Raw genomic sequence first — 14504 nt, 5'->3', positions numbered from 1 at the left:
GGCTGTTGCGGGCCTTCGTGTCTTCCGCACCCATAGCCGCCTCAGGGGCCTCCCGGCGAGCCCTTTCAGGCGGCGAGCCGCTGCCGCGATGACAGGAAGGCCCCCTCCGGTGCCCGTTCGGGCGCGAACAGGCCGAGGCCGGTGGGCGCCGGCATGCCGATATAGATCGCCTCCATGCCGCGCTGGGAATAAGCCTCGTGCCAGAACCCGGACCCCTTCGAATCCCGGGAGAAATCCCGCCACCACGTCCGGTGCGGGTCGGAGCGGGTGAAGCGCTCCAGGCTTTCCAGATCGCGCCAGTACTGGCGCATGCCGACATGGCTGAGCCCGAAGAACAGGTTTTCGTGCGCCAGCAACCCTTCCGGCTGCGACCGCACCGAGGCGGCGATGCCGCGCCCGAGGCCCATCAGCGCGAGCAGGCCTCGCCAGCGGGTGACCCGGAAGCCGAGATAGACCACCACGAGGTCGGGATAGGCGGAGAGATCCACGGACCGGCGGACGGGGGCAGCTTGCATGGCGCCGTCTCCTGCGCATTGTGTGCGCTGTAAACATGCGGCAGGTTGTGTACAGTGTCAACATCCGATCCCGAGAGAAGCTATCACCACGGCGACCTGCGGACGGCCCTAGTGGCGGCGGCCTTGGAGCACCTGGAAGCCGGGGGTGAGGCGGCGCTCTCCCTGCGCGCGGTGGCGCGGGCCTGCGGCGTCTCGGCGATGGCGCCCTACCGTCACTTCGCCGGCAAGGAGGATCTTCTGGAGGCTGTGGCGGCCAGCGGCTTCGAGGCGCTCGCGGTTTCCCTGGAGGCGGCCGACGCCTCCGCGGAGGGTGCCCAGGCGCTGGCCGCGCAGGGGGTGGCCTACGTGACCTTCGCCTGCCGGCATCCGGCCCTGTTCCGGCTCATGTTCATGGGGCCTGGTTGCAAGGCGGACCGGTCTCAGGCCTACGCGATCCTGGAACGACGGGCGGCCGCGCTGGCCGGGCCGCGGATGTCGGCCGGGGACCTGACGCTCGCCGCGTGGTCCCTGGTGCACGGCCTCGCCGCGCTGATCCTCGACCGCCGGGTGCTCCTGGAGGGCGAGGCCGCTGAGGACGCGGCAAGGCGGATCACCCTGGCCTTCGCCCAGCTGGCGGCGGGCGGCTGAGTCACGCCTCGGCGAGCACCACGGCGCGCGGCGGTGGCAGCTTGGCGCGCAGCTCCCGGCTCACCGCCGGGGAGGCCACGACCGTGCCGAGATTGGCGTAGGTCTCGTGGTTCCGCTCGATCGCGGTGAGGTCGTAGAGGTAGTTCACCATCAGGCCATGGGCCTGGGACAGGCCCTTCTTCGAGGTGTCGCCCAGGTAGTTGATCCGCTCGAGCCGTGCGCCGTTGCCGAGATGGAACCGGGCCACCGGATCGAGGGGCCGGCCGCGCGCGTTCTTGGCGCGCAGGAAATACGCGGCGGCGGCCGGGATCAGCGCCTTGCGCACCGCCTCGGCCTTCGCCTTGTCGGCGTGCCAGTCGGGATCGTCCAGCGCCCGCAGGGTCTCGACATCCTCGGGCAGCAGCCCCTGCGGGCTGTCGGCCCGGCGCTCCCGGGCGAGCCAGGCGGCGAAGCCCGGCACCGGCGAGAGGGTCACGAAGGTCTTGAGGGTCGGGACCTCGCGGGTCAGGTCCTCGACCACCTGCTTGATCAGGAAGTTGCCGAAGGTGACGCCGGCGAGCCCCTTCTGGCAGTTCGAGATCGAGTAGAAGATCGCGGTCGTCGCCGCCTGCGGCTGCAGCGGCTTGCGCTCCCGCGACAGGATCGGCGCGATGGCCGGCGCGATCTCTCCGGTCAGCGCCACCTCGACGAAGATCAGCGGCTCGTCGGCCAAAGCCGGGTGGAAGAACGCGAAGCAGCGCCGGTCCGGCGGCTCGATCCGGGCGCGCAGGTCGTCCCAGTCGGCGATGGCGTGCACCGCCTCGTAGCGGATGATTTTTTCCAGGATATGGGCCGGCGTGGTCCAGTCGATGTGGCGCAGCACCAGGAAGCCGCGGTTGAACCAGGATGCGAACAGGTGCTCGAAGTCGCAATCGAGGCTGTCGACCGCGTCCAGCAGGGCGGGATCCAGGGTCTCGCCGGCGCGCAGGGTCTGGCGCAGATCGAACAAGTCCTCACGCATCCGCACGAGGCTGAGCGTGCCGCCCCGGGCGAGATTGAGGCGGCGGATCAACTCCTGGCTGCGCGGCTCGGCCGCATCGTGCAGGGTCCCAAGACGGGCCCGCGACGGGTCAGCCCGATAGGCGGCGATCGCCTCGTCGACGGCGGCGTGATCCGCATCGAAATCCAGCGCGATGGCTCGCAGGAAGGCGTGGCGCTCGGCCGGTCCGAAGCTGGCGTAGCGGTCGAGGATCAGGCGGGCCAGGGCCACCCCGGACGCCTCGCCGCGCCGGGAGATCAAATCCTCGCACAGCTTGACGAGGTCGGCGGCACTCGCCCGGGATCCGAGGTCGCCGCGGCCGATGCCGATCAGGTCGCGGCCGCGCTCGCTGATGGTCTGAAGGAGGTCGCCGAAGAAGGAGATCGCCGCCATGACCTTCGCACTGACCCCCGTCGACCCGAACTCGAAACGCGCCCCGCCCGGCGGGCTCGCCGTTCGGATGCGCGTGCGGCCGAATCCGGCGCCGCCCACCCTCCCGCCGGGGAGGCCGGATCAGCCCCCGATCCCGTCCGGCATCTTACGGCGCCGCGGTCGCGACGACCAGAGCTTGACCGATAGCGAAGTGCGACGGGCGACCTTGCAGATGCTGTGCGAAGGTCGTGTGACGGGCCGGGGCCTATCAGCTCAGACGCGCTCGGCCACGGTGGCGAGGTCGGCCCGCTCCCGCCAGTCGCCGACGCCGTGCTGGCGGGCGAAGCGGAGCTCGGCCGCGCGACGGGCGCGCTCGGGATCGCGGGCCCTCGTGATCTCGACGGAGCCGATCGTGAACGGTACCCCAAGGATCTCCTTGGCGAAGTCGATGCGGTAGTTCGGCATTCCGTACTCCCTGTTCCGGCGGCTCCGGATGCGTCCGCACGGAACGAAACCGCCCTCTTGGTCGTAATCCGGGTCTACAGCCTGTTGGACCCGGCGCCCGGATTCCGTGCTGCGCGACACCCGCCCGCAGGCCGGCAGCGCACGCCGCGTTGATTTCATATGGTGCGGCGGCTTCACCCGTGAAGAGGCGCGCCGCCCCCCGGTAGGGATGCATCGCCGCAGCTTGCCGGGCGGCAAGCTCTGCCCGTAGAGCCTCGCGACCCCTACTTCTCGCTCCCTCCCCCTCGACGATACGGACCCGACCATGGCCCATCCGCGGCGGCAAACCAGCCTGCCCTCGACCCAGCCGTGACCACGTCCCTCGACGCGAAGGCCCGGTTTGGCCTGACGCTGATCGCCGGCGGCGCCGTGGCCAACATCTACTACAACCAGCCGCTGCTCGGGCTGATCGTGGCCGAGTTCGGCGACCGCGCCGCCCTCTGGGTGCCGACCACCGCTCTGGTCGGCTACGGGCTCGGCATCGTCGGGCTCGTGCCGCTGGGCGACGCGCTGCCGCGGCGCGCCCTGATCGTCTGGCAATGCCTCGCCCTCGCCGTGGCGCTGCTGGCGGTCGGCCTCGCCCCGAACCTCGCCAGCCTCGCCCTCGCCCATCTCGTCGTCGGCGTGCTGGCCAGCGCGGCCCAGCAGGCGGTGCCGTTCGCGGCCGAGCTCGCCCCGGATGCCAGCCGCGGGCGGGTGGTCGGGCAGGTGATGACGGGGCTGCTCACCGGCATCCTGCTCGCCCGCACGGCGAGCGGGTTTCTGGGGGCGCATCTCGGCTGGCGGCCGGTCTTCCTCATCGCGTCCCTGTTGGCGCTCGCCATGGCGGGCATCGCCCGGGCGACCCTGCCTCAGACCGTGCAGACGCACCCGCTGCGCTACCGCGCCCTGATGCTGTCGATCCTCCACCTCGCCCGGAGCCAGCCGGTGCTGCGCACCGCGAGCCTGTCGCAGGCGCTGCTGTTTGCCGCCTTCAACGCCTTCTGGGCGACGCTGGCGCTGCTGGTGGAGGGGCCGCCCTTCGGGCTCACGGCAGCCGGCGCCGGGCTGTTCGGGGTGATCGGCGTCTGCGGGGCCTTCGTGGCGCCGCTCTCGGGCCGGTTCACCGATCGCAAGGGCGCCAAGCCCGTGGTGCTTGGCGGCAGCCTGATGGTCGCCTTGTCCTTCGTGGTGCTCTGGGTGGGCGGGGCGTGGTCTCTGATCGCCGTGGCGCTCGGGGTGCTGCTGATCGATATCGGCATGAACGGCGCGCTGATCGCCAACCAGACCCGGGCCTACGCCCTGGTGCCGGGGGCGCGGGGGCGGATCAACACCGTGCTGTTCACGACCCTGTTCGTGTTCGGGGCGCTCGGCGCCTATGCGGGCTCGCAGGCTTTTCTGCTGGTCGGCTGGCCGGGTGTCTGCGCGGTGGGGCTGGTGTTCTCGGCGCTGGCCGTCATCGTGGCCGCGCGGGATCCGCACGGGCGCGGCCCGTAACATAGAGGGGTTCCCAAAGGGCGCAGCCCTTTGGCGGGGGAATCGGGGCAGAGCCCCGATGTCGGGCGTCGCCCGAACCCAGCAGGGCTTTGCCCTGCACCCACACAAGGTCCCGACCTTGTGAATCCCTGATCGGGGAAGCCGAACCGTGGGCGTCTACTTCAGCACCCGCGAGAGCCGGCACCATGCCGCCTTGTCGGGCGGCAGGCCGAAACGGAGGCGCTCCGGCCGCTCGGCGAAGCGCCGCACCGCGATCCCGGCCACCGCCAAGCGCCGGTAGAGATTCGGCCCATCCGAAAAATCCGCGGTCCGGAACAGGCGGGTGCCGCCGACGACTTGGCCCCCGGCCCGGGCGATCATCCGGTCGAGCCGGGCCGCATCCGCCGCCCGCGCCCGGGCGGCCTCGGCGCGCCAGGCCGCATCCGACAGGGCCGCGGTCCCGATCGCCAGGGCCGGGCCGGACACCGCCCAGGGGCCGAGCGCCTCGGCGATCCGGGCCGCAATCCCGGGCTCGGCGACCGCGAAGCCGAGGCGCAGGCCCGCGAGTCCGTAGGTCTTGCCGAAGGAGCGCAGCACCACGAGGCCCGGCCCGACCTGGGGGCACAGGCTCGCCACCGGCTCGAGATCCGCGAAGGCCTCGTCGGCGACCAACAGGCCACCGCGGGCGCTGAAGGATTCGGCGAGCGCCCGGCGCTCGGCCAGCGGAAACGTCCGCCCGTCCGGGTTGTTGGGATCGACGATCACCGCCACCCGGGCATCGCCGAGCGCGTCGATACCCTGGACCTCCGCCACCGCGTGCCCCGCCCGGGCCCAGGCGGCGGCGTGCTCGGCATAGGTCGGACCCAGGACCGCCACCCGGGTCGGCGCCAGGAGCCGGGGCAGGGTCTCGATCAGGATCTGGGTGCCGGGGGCGGGCACGATATGGGCTGCATCCGGCGCGCCGTAGGCCGAAGCGGCAGCGGCCCGCAGGGCCTGGACCTCGGCGGCCTCGGGGAGCCGCGTCCAGGCGCTGGCCTCCACCGGCGGCACGGGGTACGGGACCGGGTTGATCCCCGTCGAGAGGTCGAGCCAGGGTTTCGGCGCGTCGGGAAAGGCTTGTCGGAGCCCTCCGAGATCGCCGCCATGGGCGATCGCGGCGGGCTCCCGCGCGGAAAACTTCCACCCCGAATGATCCATCCGCCTGAAACGCTCGCCGTGCTGGCCCTCGCCCTCGGGATCGAGGCGGCGGCCGGCTATCCGGACGCGCTCTACAGGGCGGTCGGCCACCCTGTCACCTGGATCGGCCGGCTGATCGCGGCGCTGGAGCGGAACCTCAACCGCGGCTCAGCGCGGCGTCGCCGGATCGCGGGCTGCCTCGCTTTGGCGCTGCTGCTCGCCGCGGTGGGCTTGTCGGCGCTGGCCCTGACGGCGCTTGCTGGCCTCGCCGGTCCCCTCCCCGGCTTGGTCCTGCTCGGCCTCGCCTGCGCGAGCCTGCCGGCCCAGCGCAGCCTGCACGACCATGTCGCCGCGGTGGAGACGGCCCTGCGCGGTGGCGGCTTGGAGGCCGGGCGGCGGGCCGTGGCGATGATCGTGGGCCGCGACCCCGAGCGCCTCGACGAACCGGCGGTCTGCCGCGCCGCGATCGAGAGCCTGTCGGAGAACTTTTCCGACGGGATCGTGGCGCCGGCCTTCTGGATCGGCTGCCTCGGCCTGCCGGGCGGTGCGCTCTACAAGGCGATCAACACCGCCGACAGCATGATCGGCCACCGCTCACCCCGCTACGCGGCCTTCGGCTGGGCGGCTGCCCGGCTCGACGACGGCGTGAACCTGCCGGCCTCCCGCCTCGCCGGCCTGCTGATCGCGGGGGCGGCGCTCCTGCGCGGGGCCGATGCACGCGGTGCCGTCCGGGCGATCGCCCGGGATGCCCGCCGTCACCGCTCGCCCAATGCCGGGTGGCCGGAATCCGCGATGGCCGGGGCGCTCGGCCTGAAGCTCGCGGGGCCGCGGGTCTATGACGGCTCCCTCGTGCCCGACGCCCATATGGGCGACGGCCGGGCCGCGGCCACCGCCGACGACATCGTCCGGGCGCTGGTCCTCTACCGCACGGCCTGCTGGATCCAGGGCGGACTCGTGCTCGCGCTGCTCGGCCTCTGGCTGGCGATAGCCGGCTGATCGTTGCGTCCTGGTTTCGAAAGGTCGAGATCTTTCGCGGGTCCAGGGCAGAGCCCTGGAACTCGTCAGGGCCTTGCCCTGACAACCCACCAATGGGCGTCAGCCCTTTGGAAACCGGGGATCGCCGTCAGGCGTCCTGCGGTTCCCGCTGGGTGGCCGCGCCCGGGTGGTGCGCGGCCCGCAGGGAGGCCGCCATGGCGTTGAGCCGGCCCTGCGGATCCTCCGGCTGAATCACCCCGGCCGACATCACCAGCTTGGCCGCGTCATCGACGCTGATATGAAGCTCCACCACCTCGGCACGCGGCAGATAGAAGAAGAATCCCGTCGTCGGGTTCGGCGCGCAGGGCAGGAACACCCCGACCATCTCGTCCGCGGCGGCGCCCCGGGCCCGGAGCGCGCCCTCGACCTCGGGGGCGGCCGGGGCCGACAGGAACACCACCGACCACGTGCCCTTCACGGGGAACTCCACCAGCCCGACCGTGCGGAACGAGGTGCCGTTGGCCGAGAACAGGGTCTCGAAGATCTGCCGCAGGCCCTTGTAGAGGCCGGAGATCACCGGGGTCCGGGCCAGCAGCACCTCGCCGAACTCGATCACCGAGCGGCCCACGAGGTTGGCGGTGAGGAAGCCGAGCAGCGTCACCGCCAGGAACGCGATGACCAGGCCGAGCCCGGGAATCGAGAACGGCAGGTAATGGTCCGGCAGGTAGCTCGCCGGCACCAGCGGCTTCACGAAGGAATCGATCAGCGCGATGAACCACCACGTGATGTAAGCGGTGATCGCCAGGGGCCCGGCCACGATGATGCCGGTGAGGAAGTAGGTGCGCAGCCGACCCCGGGCGCTGACCCGGGTCTTGGGGATTCCACCGGGCGCGGCGGCGTCGGGCTCGGGAACCTGGATCGGCGATGGACTCGGCGCCACGGCTGTCCTCTCGGCCGCACGAGGCGCGGCGATCCTGCTGCGGGGGTCGTCCCCCACTGGCACAGGTAGCGGCTGCGCTTGCCGGTCTCAAGGGCGGCCCGTTTCACGCACGGGCCGTCCTCCGTTGCAGTCAGGTGCGCGACCCGGGCAGATCGAGATCCGGCATCGCGTCCCGGGGAATCACGGCGCCGCGATACCCGATCACGGCGCCGGCGAGGCGATGAGCCCGGGCCGCGGCCGCCTCCGGGTCCAGCCCGGCGAGGCGGGCGGCGAGATAGCCCGCCGCGAAGCTGTCGCCCGCAGCCGTCGTGTCGACGACCCGGGCGACCGGACCGGCCGGCACCACCGAGTCGGACGTCCCGTGCAGCACCCGGACCACGGGTGCGGAGCCGAGCGAGGTCTTGAGCACGATCTCGGCTCGGCCCCGGTGGCGCAGCACCGCATCCTCGCCCTCCGTGCCGAACAGCCAGTCCAGATCCTCCACGGAGGCGAAGATCAGGTCGGCCTGCGCCAGGGCCTCCCGGAACGCGGCCTGCGCGACTTCCCAGACGGGCCAGCCGCGAGGCCGGTAATTGGTGTCGAAGGCGACGCGCCCACCCCGGGCGCGCAGGGCCCCAAGGGTCTCGAACAGGGCCGCGCGGCCGGTCTCGCCGTAGAGCGAGAGGCTGATGCCGGAGAGGTAGACGAGGTCGTAGGCCGCCAGGGCCGCCCGGGTCCCGGCCGTGCCCGGCTCGGCGAACAGGTCCCGGGCCGCCGCTTGATCGCGCCAGTAGTGGAAGCTGCGCTCGCCGGCCGGGTCGGTGCGGATGATGTAGAGGCCCGGCATCCGGCCGGGCAGACGCCGGACTTCGCCGAGGCCGATCCCCTCGCGGCCCCAGGCCGCCGCCATCTCGTCGCTCCAGACGTCGTCGCCCAGCGCCGTCACGTAGTCGACCGCGACGCCGAGGCGCGCGAGGTAGAGCGCGGTGTTCAACGTGTCGCCGCCGAAGCCGCGGGCAAGGCTCCCATCCGGCTGCTCCGACAATTCGACCATGCACTCGCCGATGCAGGCGACCCTCATACGGCTCCTCCCTGATGGTCCATTCGCTCCCCCACAATCCGGGACCGCTTGTCAACGGCCTACCACGATTGCGCGAGAACCACGGGTCATGCCCGGTGGAATGATTTGTATCGATCTCGGAAGATCCTTCGCAAAAAATATTATGACATTCAATACAAAATGAAGCGTGTGTCGTAGGAGAAAAGTAATATCAAAGTCCAACGCCTTGCTGTCATGTCGAGCCGTATCAAAAAATATTGAATATATTTTGCATAAGGGGATCGGAGATGCGACGGTCGCATTAGTATGAGTTATGAGGCGACCCTGCGGTGCGGTTCGGTCCCCGGCCGACGCGCGCCTCGTCCGGCGTCGGTTTCTGCATCCGCCCTCGGAGGGGAATGGGCGGGCGGGGGATGTCTTCGTGTTTGAGGAGCCGTGTCGGTTCTGCCCGCCGGCATGTTCGTTGTTGCGAGCCAAGAGGGGCTATGAAATGCTTTTCGCGGATCTTCTTCCGATCTCCGACGAGCATCGGGTCTTGTCACGCAATCGTCTCATCATTGAGTCGACACACGCCCGGTGTGGCGGTCGCTCGAACGATCCAGGCACTCTGGTATGTTTCATTCTGCTTTAAGCGCCCTGACATTCTCAGCCGGGGAATTCCTGACCATTACGGAAAGTCGAGGCGTCAGCGGCGCCTGGAGCTGGGTTTTCGCGGGTGGTCAGCAGATCTGGTCGCCGGGATTCTACCGTCTGCTCGGTCTCGTGCCCAATGCCACGAAGGCGAGCTACGAGCTGCTGCTCTTCCTGGTCCATCCGGAGGACCGGCACCGGTTGCCGTCCCTCGCCGATGTCCGGCAGGGTCATGTGCCGGGGGAAACGATCGTTCGGGTCATCCGCCCGAACGGCACGCAGCGCACCCTGTCGCTGGCCATGGAGGCACGCTTCTCAGCCGAGGGGCGGCCCGTGGCGGTCAGTGGCACGGCGCTCGACGTGAGCGACCGCGAGCAGCGGGTCCATGCGCGGCATGACGAGCGGCGGCGACGGGCCGCGCTCTACCAGACCCAGCATTTCGCGAGCTTCTGGGTGGGCGTCGACCGCATCCGCGAATTGCCGTTCGAGATGGCGCAGGTCCACGGCCTGCCGTTCGAGGAGATCTGCATCGATCCCTTCCTCATGATCGTGCCCGAGGAGCGCACGGCCTTCCGGGCGATGGCCGAGGAGCACATCGAGCAGCGGACGCTCTACCAGGCGACCGCCCATGAACGCCTCGCCAACGGGGAGCTCGTCCACTTCCGGATCTTCACGATACCGATCTGGGATCCCGACGGGACCTATCTCGGCCGATGCGGTCTCAAGTATCCGCTCGGCGCCGGCGTCCTGATGCCGGCCCCCCTGCGGGCAGGCTTCGAGCAGTCCGTGGCCGGCCACCACCTGCGCGCCGCGCGGGCCATGCTGGACTGGTCGATGATGGATCTGGCCCAGGCGAGCAACCTGTCGCATTCGACGGTCCGGCGCCTGGAGGAAGACAGCGAGCACCGTGGCAGCCGTTCGCGTCTCCAAGCGGTCGAGGCCTTGCGCCACGCAGGCGTGCGTTTCGTCATCATGGATGACGGGACCCTGGCGGTCGCCAAGGCCTGAGACCAAGGCCGCCGCGGAATCAGGCCCCGGCGATGCGCGTTCCGGGCTGGCGGCGCCGCGACCGATCCCGACCCGACCCGACCCCATCGGGCCTGTCGCTGATCGTGCGGCCCTGTCCTGTGGCTCCGGTATCGCGTGCCACGTGCCGGAGCGGCTGCGTTGTCGTGGCCCGGAGGCCTGCCCGGCCGCCTTGCCGAGCCCCCTCGACAAGGCGGATTCCGGATTTCCCGGGGCATCGGATCCCGGTCGCGCGTCGCCCCGACGCGAGGCTCCGGCGGCCGGCTCGCGCCGGTTGCCGGCTCGCACCGGTTGCCGGCTCGCGCCGGTGCCGGTGACGAAGTGACCGCGCGGCCAGGCCGGCCTCAGGCCGCCTTGTGGCCGAGCTGGATCGCCTTGGCGATCTCGGACCGCTTGGCGGCGTAGCCCGGGGCGACCATCGGGTAATCGGCCGGCAGGCCGTACTTGGCCCGGTACCGCTCGGGCGTCAGGCCATGGGCGGTGAGGTGGCGCTTCAGCGTCTTGTAGGGCCGGCCGTCGATGAAGCTGATCAGGCCGTCATGCTGGATCGACGCCTCGATCTGAGCCGCGCTCGGTCCGGTCCAGGCGGAGCCCGACGTGCCGTTCTGCAGAACCGTGATGGCCGTGTGAACCTGATCGATCAGAGCCGGCAGTTCCCCCGCGCCCACCGCGTTCCGCGAGACGTAGGCCGCGACCAGAGAAGCCGTGCACTTGATCAGATCGGTATTGAGATCTGAAGACTTTTCATACAGGTCAATCGTGTTCATGAAGGTCCCCCAGTTACGCGACGAAGCAAAACAATCCAGATAGAAGCGGAAACCGATGATTGGATCGGAATTCCCCCACCAGACTCCTGCCGGACTGCTTCTGATATGCCAACATTGGCACCTAATGATACAAAATCGGGACTAAATGTCTACCATTTCGCTAGTGATATTCTTTGAGCAGTTTCTGATCGTCTGCGTTAAAATGAGGTTGTGCGTCAAATTATTGCAACAAATATTGTGCACGTCTCACGATTGAATGGCATCGGTCCGACGATGACTTCAAACGGGCATCCGATGACCAGCCGTGAACGTGCGAATCAGTCACGAGATGGGCGGCGGCGCGGCGTGTCGGGCCGGTGGGCGCGTCGTGCGGGCGTCGGGACCGAGATCAATAGTCTGGAGGTCTAGAGCTGCTCGAAACCATTCGCGGGACGCCGTTCGCTCGGGGACAGATGCCCGGTCCGGCCCAGGGAAATCGCAGACAATTCACGACATGACCGAGGGGGTGACAATCGGCGCGCGTGCGATGATGTCCGCCCGGGTGGGATCCGGCGACGCGGCGGTTCTTCAGATGTCGTAAAGATTATCCCGTCGCGGATCGGGCGCGCTGCCCCCTGTCTGGTTTTCGTTAAGAAAGTCGTCAGCCCCATTGTGGAAGTTGCATCCGGAGAACCGTGCAAAACTTCCGATTATCGACTGTTTCGCGTCCCGCCATTTCGGTCCGGACGCGTCTGTGCGAGAGATCCTTCTCTGCGCATCCTTGAGGCCGACCGTTCATGTCCGGACCGCGTTCGACGTCCCTTCCGCGCTCCCCCGCCGTGCCGACCGAGTCCGGGATTGCGGATCCGGTCGGCGGCCGGATGGCGCCGCTCTGGCTGTTGCTCGTGGGACGCGCGGCGGTGGGCCGGCACTGGCGCTTCCTCCTGTCGGTCGGCCTCCTGTGGGCGCTCGCCGGCATCGTCGTGGTGGTCGATTCCCTCGACGGGGCGATCCACGTCCCGGACCGGTGGTTCGGCGTGATCCTCCTGATCGACGGCCTGATCTCGCTGGCGGTCAGCGCGCTCGTCACCGGCACCGCGCGCCGGATGCGCCTGTTCCAGGGCGTGCTCCTGACCGTCATGGCCGTCCTGATCCTGATGGCCACGCGGCACAGCAACTTCCTGCTCGCCATGATCTTCGGCATCGCCTTCACGGTCGACGGCCTGGTCCGGGTCACGATCGCGAGCCTGCTGAAGTTCGCCGGCTGGCGGGCCTCGGTCGCTCTGGGCGCGCTCAGCATCGCGTTCGGCGTGTTCCATCTCCAGCCGTGGCCGACGTGGTATGCCGGCACGGTCGGCTACTGCATCGGGATGTTCCTGATCCTGAGCGGCGCCAACCTGACGCTGATCGGCCTCCGGGCGCGGCACCTGCGCCGCGCCGCGCCGGAGCCGGACGCGGCCGAGCCCGGCAGCCTGACGGTCTATGTCTGGACCCCGACCGGGCAGGCGACCACCCCGGCCAGCCAGCGGCTGATCCGGCGCTACGTCGCCTCGGTCGATCAGGCCGGCCGGTTCTCCACGGGCCACGCGGCCCTGGGCCAGAGGGCTTCGGGCCACGGGGACGACCTCTATATCAGCCACTATCCCGCGGTGGAGATCGACCGTTCGCCCGACAATCTGCGCTCGACCCTGCGCGCCGGGCCCGAGAACGACGTGCCGGGGCGCTTCCTGCCCTCCCATGACGCGGAGGTGGCCGATTGGTGCCCACCCACCGTCGCCGTCACCCTGAACGGCATCGATGCCGCGCGGCTCCGGGCGTTCTGGGCGGAGTATCGCCAGGACACCACCTACAACTTCATCAGCCGCAACTGTTCGACCACGGCGGCCCGGGCGCTCGACGTCGCGATCGAGGGAGCGTTCAGCCGCGGCGGCCATCCCTGGCGGCAACTCGCCACGGCACTGACCACCCCGGAATTCTGGGCCGCCGCCCTGCTGCGCACCGGCGCCCGGTCGATGACCTGGACCCCGGGCCTCGTGCTCGACTATGCGCGGGCGCTCAGCGCCCTGATCGATCCGGCCTCGCCGGTGCCGTCCATCGCGTGGCGGCGCGTCGGCTGGCGGCTCCTCCGCAACTGGCGGGCGCGGTCCCTGGCCCGGCTGCACCAGATCACCGGGCGCCGCACCCTGCCGGATGCCGGGCCGACCGAGGCCTGAGCGCGGCCCCGCCCGCGTCCGGATCGGGCGTGGCCGCTCAGCGCGATGACGCCCCGGCGAGGTCGGCCGCGATGGCCTGCATCACCGCCAGCGTGTCGAGCTCGTCCTGCTCGGCCCCGTGGTCGCTGAGCTTCACGATCACCGTGCCGGCCCGGCGGTTGACGTAGACGTACTGCCCATAGACGCCGATCGCCGAGATGTCGTCGTCGTCGCCCCCCGGCGCGTGCCACCACTGGGCCGAGTATGGCCAGCCGTCGACCGCGCGCTTGGCCGGCGTCATGATCCGCTCGATCCAGCGCGCCGGGATGATGCGGTTCTCCCCGGCCCGGCCCTGGTCGGCCACGAGCAGCCCGAGGCGGGCGAAGTCGCGGGCGGTGGCGTTGATGCAGCAGAACGCCTTCTCGATCCCCCCGGGCCGGTCGAGGTTCCACGTGGCGTCGGCCTGGGCGCCCATCGGCTTCCAGATCCGCTCCGAGAGGATGTCGGCGAGCGGCCGGCCCTCGGTCCGGGCGAGGATCAGGCCGAGGAGTTCGGTGTCGATGCTGCGGTAGCGGCCCTCGCTGCCGGGCTTGAACGCGAGGTGCGCGTGGTCGCGCACGAAGCCCGCGATGTCCTGCGTCAGGTACATCCCGGCGGTGCCGGTCAGGGGGCGCGCGGGATCGTAGTTCTCCGGCACGGCGATCCCGCTCGCCATGTCGAGGAGGTTGCGCACGGTGATCTGGCCGAAGACCGCGCCGTTCTTCAACTCCGGCAGCAGGGCGGAGACGCGATCCGTCTCCGAGAGCCGGCCCTTGGCCACCGCGGTGCCGACCAGGAGCGAGACGATGGATTTCGCCACCGACCAGGACGGGAACAGCGTCGCCGGCCCGGTGCCGGCCCGCTGCCACTCGTGGATCAGCGCCCCGTCCTGCACCACGAGGAACGCGTTGGTGTGGGTCGCGGCCAGCACGTCCCCGAGCGGAACGGTCCGCCCCTTCCAGGGGACCCGATCGAGGATCGGGCGCGGCCGGAACGGCAGGTCCCGGGCCTGATCGGGGGCCTTCACGACCCGGCTCGGGAACCACGGCCCGACCGCGGACGGCTCGATCACGGCGAGCGCCGCCAGGGTGACGGGGTTCGGAACGTTCAGCAGCGCGCAGGCAGCCCAGGCGCAACCCGCGATCGTGGCTGCGCCCGCCGCCGCGATCGTGGCCCAGCGGCGACCCGCGGGGCGGCCCCTGCGCGGTCGGGCCGGACTGTCCGGGAGCGCGGGGGACGCGGTCATGTCG

At 70.4% G+C, this 14504-nt stretch carries 13 protein-coding genes; 5 read left to right on the top strand and 8 right to left on the bottom strand.

The window, feature by feature from the left end; all coding sequences use genetic code 11:
- Positions 1-65 precede the first annotated feature (65 nt).
- Positions 66-515: a DUF4188 domain-containing protein gene (locus tag OXS49_RS22975; protein WP_267426925.1), complete on the bottom strand. Its 450-nt coding sequence runs from the start codon at positions 513-515 to the stop codon at positions 66-68.
- 54 nt (positions 516-569) lie between these two features.
- Between OXS49_RS22975 and OXS49_RS22970 the strand changes: the two genes are divergently transcribed.
- The gene (locus OXS49_RS22970; protein ID WP_267426923.1) at positions 570-1142 is read left to right on the top strand and encodes a TetR/AcrR family transcriptional regulator; all 573 of its coding nucleotides are present in this window, start codon (positions 570-572) and stop codon (positions 1140-1142) included.
- Between the two features lies 1 nt (position 1143).
- On the opposite strand, the gene OXS49_RS22965 is transcribed toward OXS49_RS22970, so the two are convergent.
- A complete protein-coding gene (locus tag OXS49_RS22965; protein WP_267426922.1) occupies positions 1144-2553 on the bottom strand; it encodes a malonyl-CoA decarboxylase in 1410 nt (469 codons plus the stop codon).
- A gap of 252 nt (positions 2554-2805) precedes the next feature.
- Positions 2806-2997, bottom strand: coding sequence for a hypothetical protein (locus tag OXS49_RS22960; RefSeq protein ID WP_244004667.1), 192 nt, complete (start codon positions 2995-2997; stop codon positions 2806-2808).
- A 348-nt stretch (positions 2998-3345) separates the two neighbouring features.
- Here OXS49_RS22960 and OXS49_RS22955 point away from each other — a divergent pair, with 348 nt between their 5' ends.
- On the top strand, positions 3346-4512 hold the full coding sequence (locus OXS49_RS22955; protein ID WP_244004665.1) for an MFS transporter: 1167 nt from the start codon (positions 3346-3348) through the stop codon (positions 4510-4512).
- 156 nt (positions 4513-4668) lie between these two features.
- Here the strand turns inward: OXS49_RS22955 and cobD are convergent, their stop codons facing one another.
- Positions 4669-5688: a threonine-phosphate decarboxylase CobD gene (gene cobD, locus OXS49_RS22950; RefSeq protein ID WP_267426919.1), complete on the bottom strand. Its 1020-nt coding sequence runs from the start codon at positions 5686-5688 to the stop codon at positions 4669-4671.
- Here cobD and cbiB point away from each other — a divergent pair.
- Positions 5680-6663, top strand: a complete 984-nt coding sequence (gene cbiB, locus OXS49_RS22945) for an adenosylcobinamide-phosphate synthase CbiB (protein WP_267426918.1) — start codon at positions 5680-5682, stop codon at positions 6661-6663. The genes cobD and cbiB overlap by 9 nt on opposite strands.
- A 127-nt stretch (positions 6664-6790) precedes the next feature.
- Here the strand turns inward: cbiB and OXS49_RS22940 are convergent, their stop codons facing one another.
- Positions 6791-7582 carry a DUF502 domain-containing protein gene (locus tag OXS49_RS22940; RefSeq protein ID WP_244004659.1) on the bottom strand — a complete coding sequence of 264 codons (792 nt, stop codon included), beginning with the start codon at positions 7580-7582 and terminating at the stop codon, positions 6791-6793.
- Positions 7583-7712: 130 nt separating this feature from the next.
- Positions 7713-8642, bottom strand: a complete 930-nt coding sequence (locus OXS49_RS22935; RefSeq protein WP_267426917.1) for a sugar kinase — start codon at positions 8640-8642, stop codon at positions 7713-7715.
- A 591-nt stretch (positions 8643-9233) separates the two neighbouring features.
- Between OXS49_RS22935 and OXS49_RS22930 the strand changes: the two genes are divergently transcribed.
- The gene (locus tag OXS49_RS22930; RefSeq protein ID WP_267426916.1) at positions 9234-10259 is read left to right on the top strand and encodes a PAS domain-containing protein; all 1026 of its coding nucleotides are present in this window, start codon (positions 9234-9236) and stop codon (positions 10257-10259) included.
- A 362-nt stretch (positions 10260-10621) separates the two neighbouring features.
- On the opposite strand, the gene OXS49_RS22925 is transcribed toward OXS49_RS22930, so the two are convergent.
- Positions 10622-11044 (bottom strand): MucR family transcriptional regulator, encoded by a 423-nt coding sequence (locus tag OXS49_RS22925; protein ID WP_267426914.1) that lies wholly within the window; start codon positions 11042-11044, stop codon positions 10622-10624.
- Positions 11045-11820: 776 nt separating this feature from the next.
- Between OXS49_RS22925 and OXS49_RS22920 the strand changes: the two genes are divergently transcribed.
- Positions 11821-13236, top strand: coding sequence for a DUF4105 domain-containing protein (locus OXS49_RS22920; protein ID WP_267426912.1), 1416 nt, complete (start codon positions 11821-11823; stop codon positions 13234-13236).
- A 37-nt stretch (positions 13237-13273) separates the two neighbouring features.
- Here the strand turns inward: OXS49_RS22920 and OXS49_RS22915 are convergent.
- Positions 13274-14504: serine hydrolase (locus OXS49_RS22915; protein WP_346016967.1), on the bottom strand; the 1231-nt coding region annotated here is incomplete at its 5' end.

Origin of the sequence: Methylobacterium sp. GC_Met_2 (assembly GCF_026540795.1) — a bacterium.
GTDB lineage: Bacteria > Pseudomonadota > Alphaproteobacteria > Rhizobiales > Beijerinckiaceae > Methylobacterium.
Note: the sequence above shows the minus strand (reverse complement) of the source record. Positions and strands in the feature narration are given on the sequence as shown.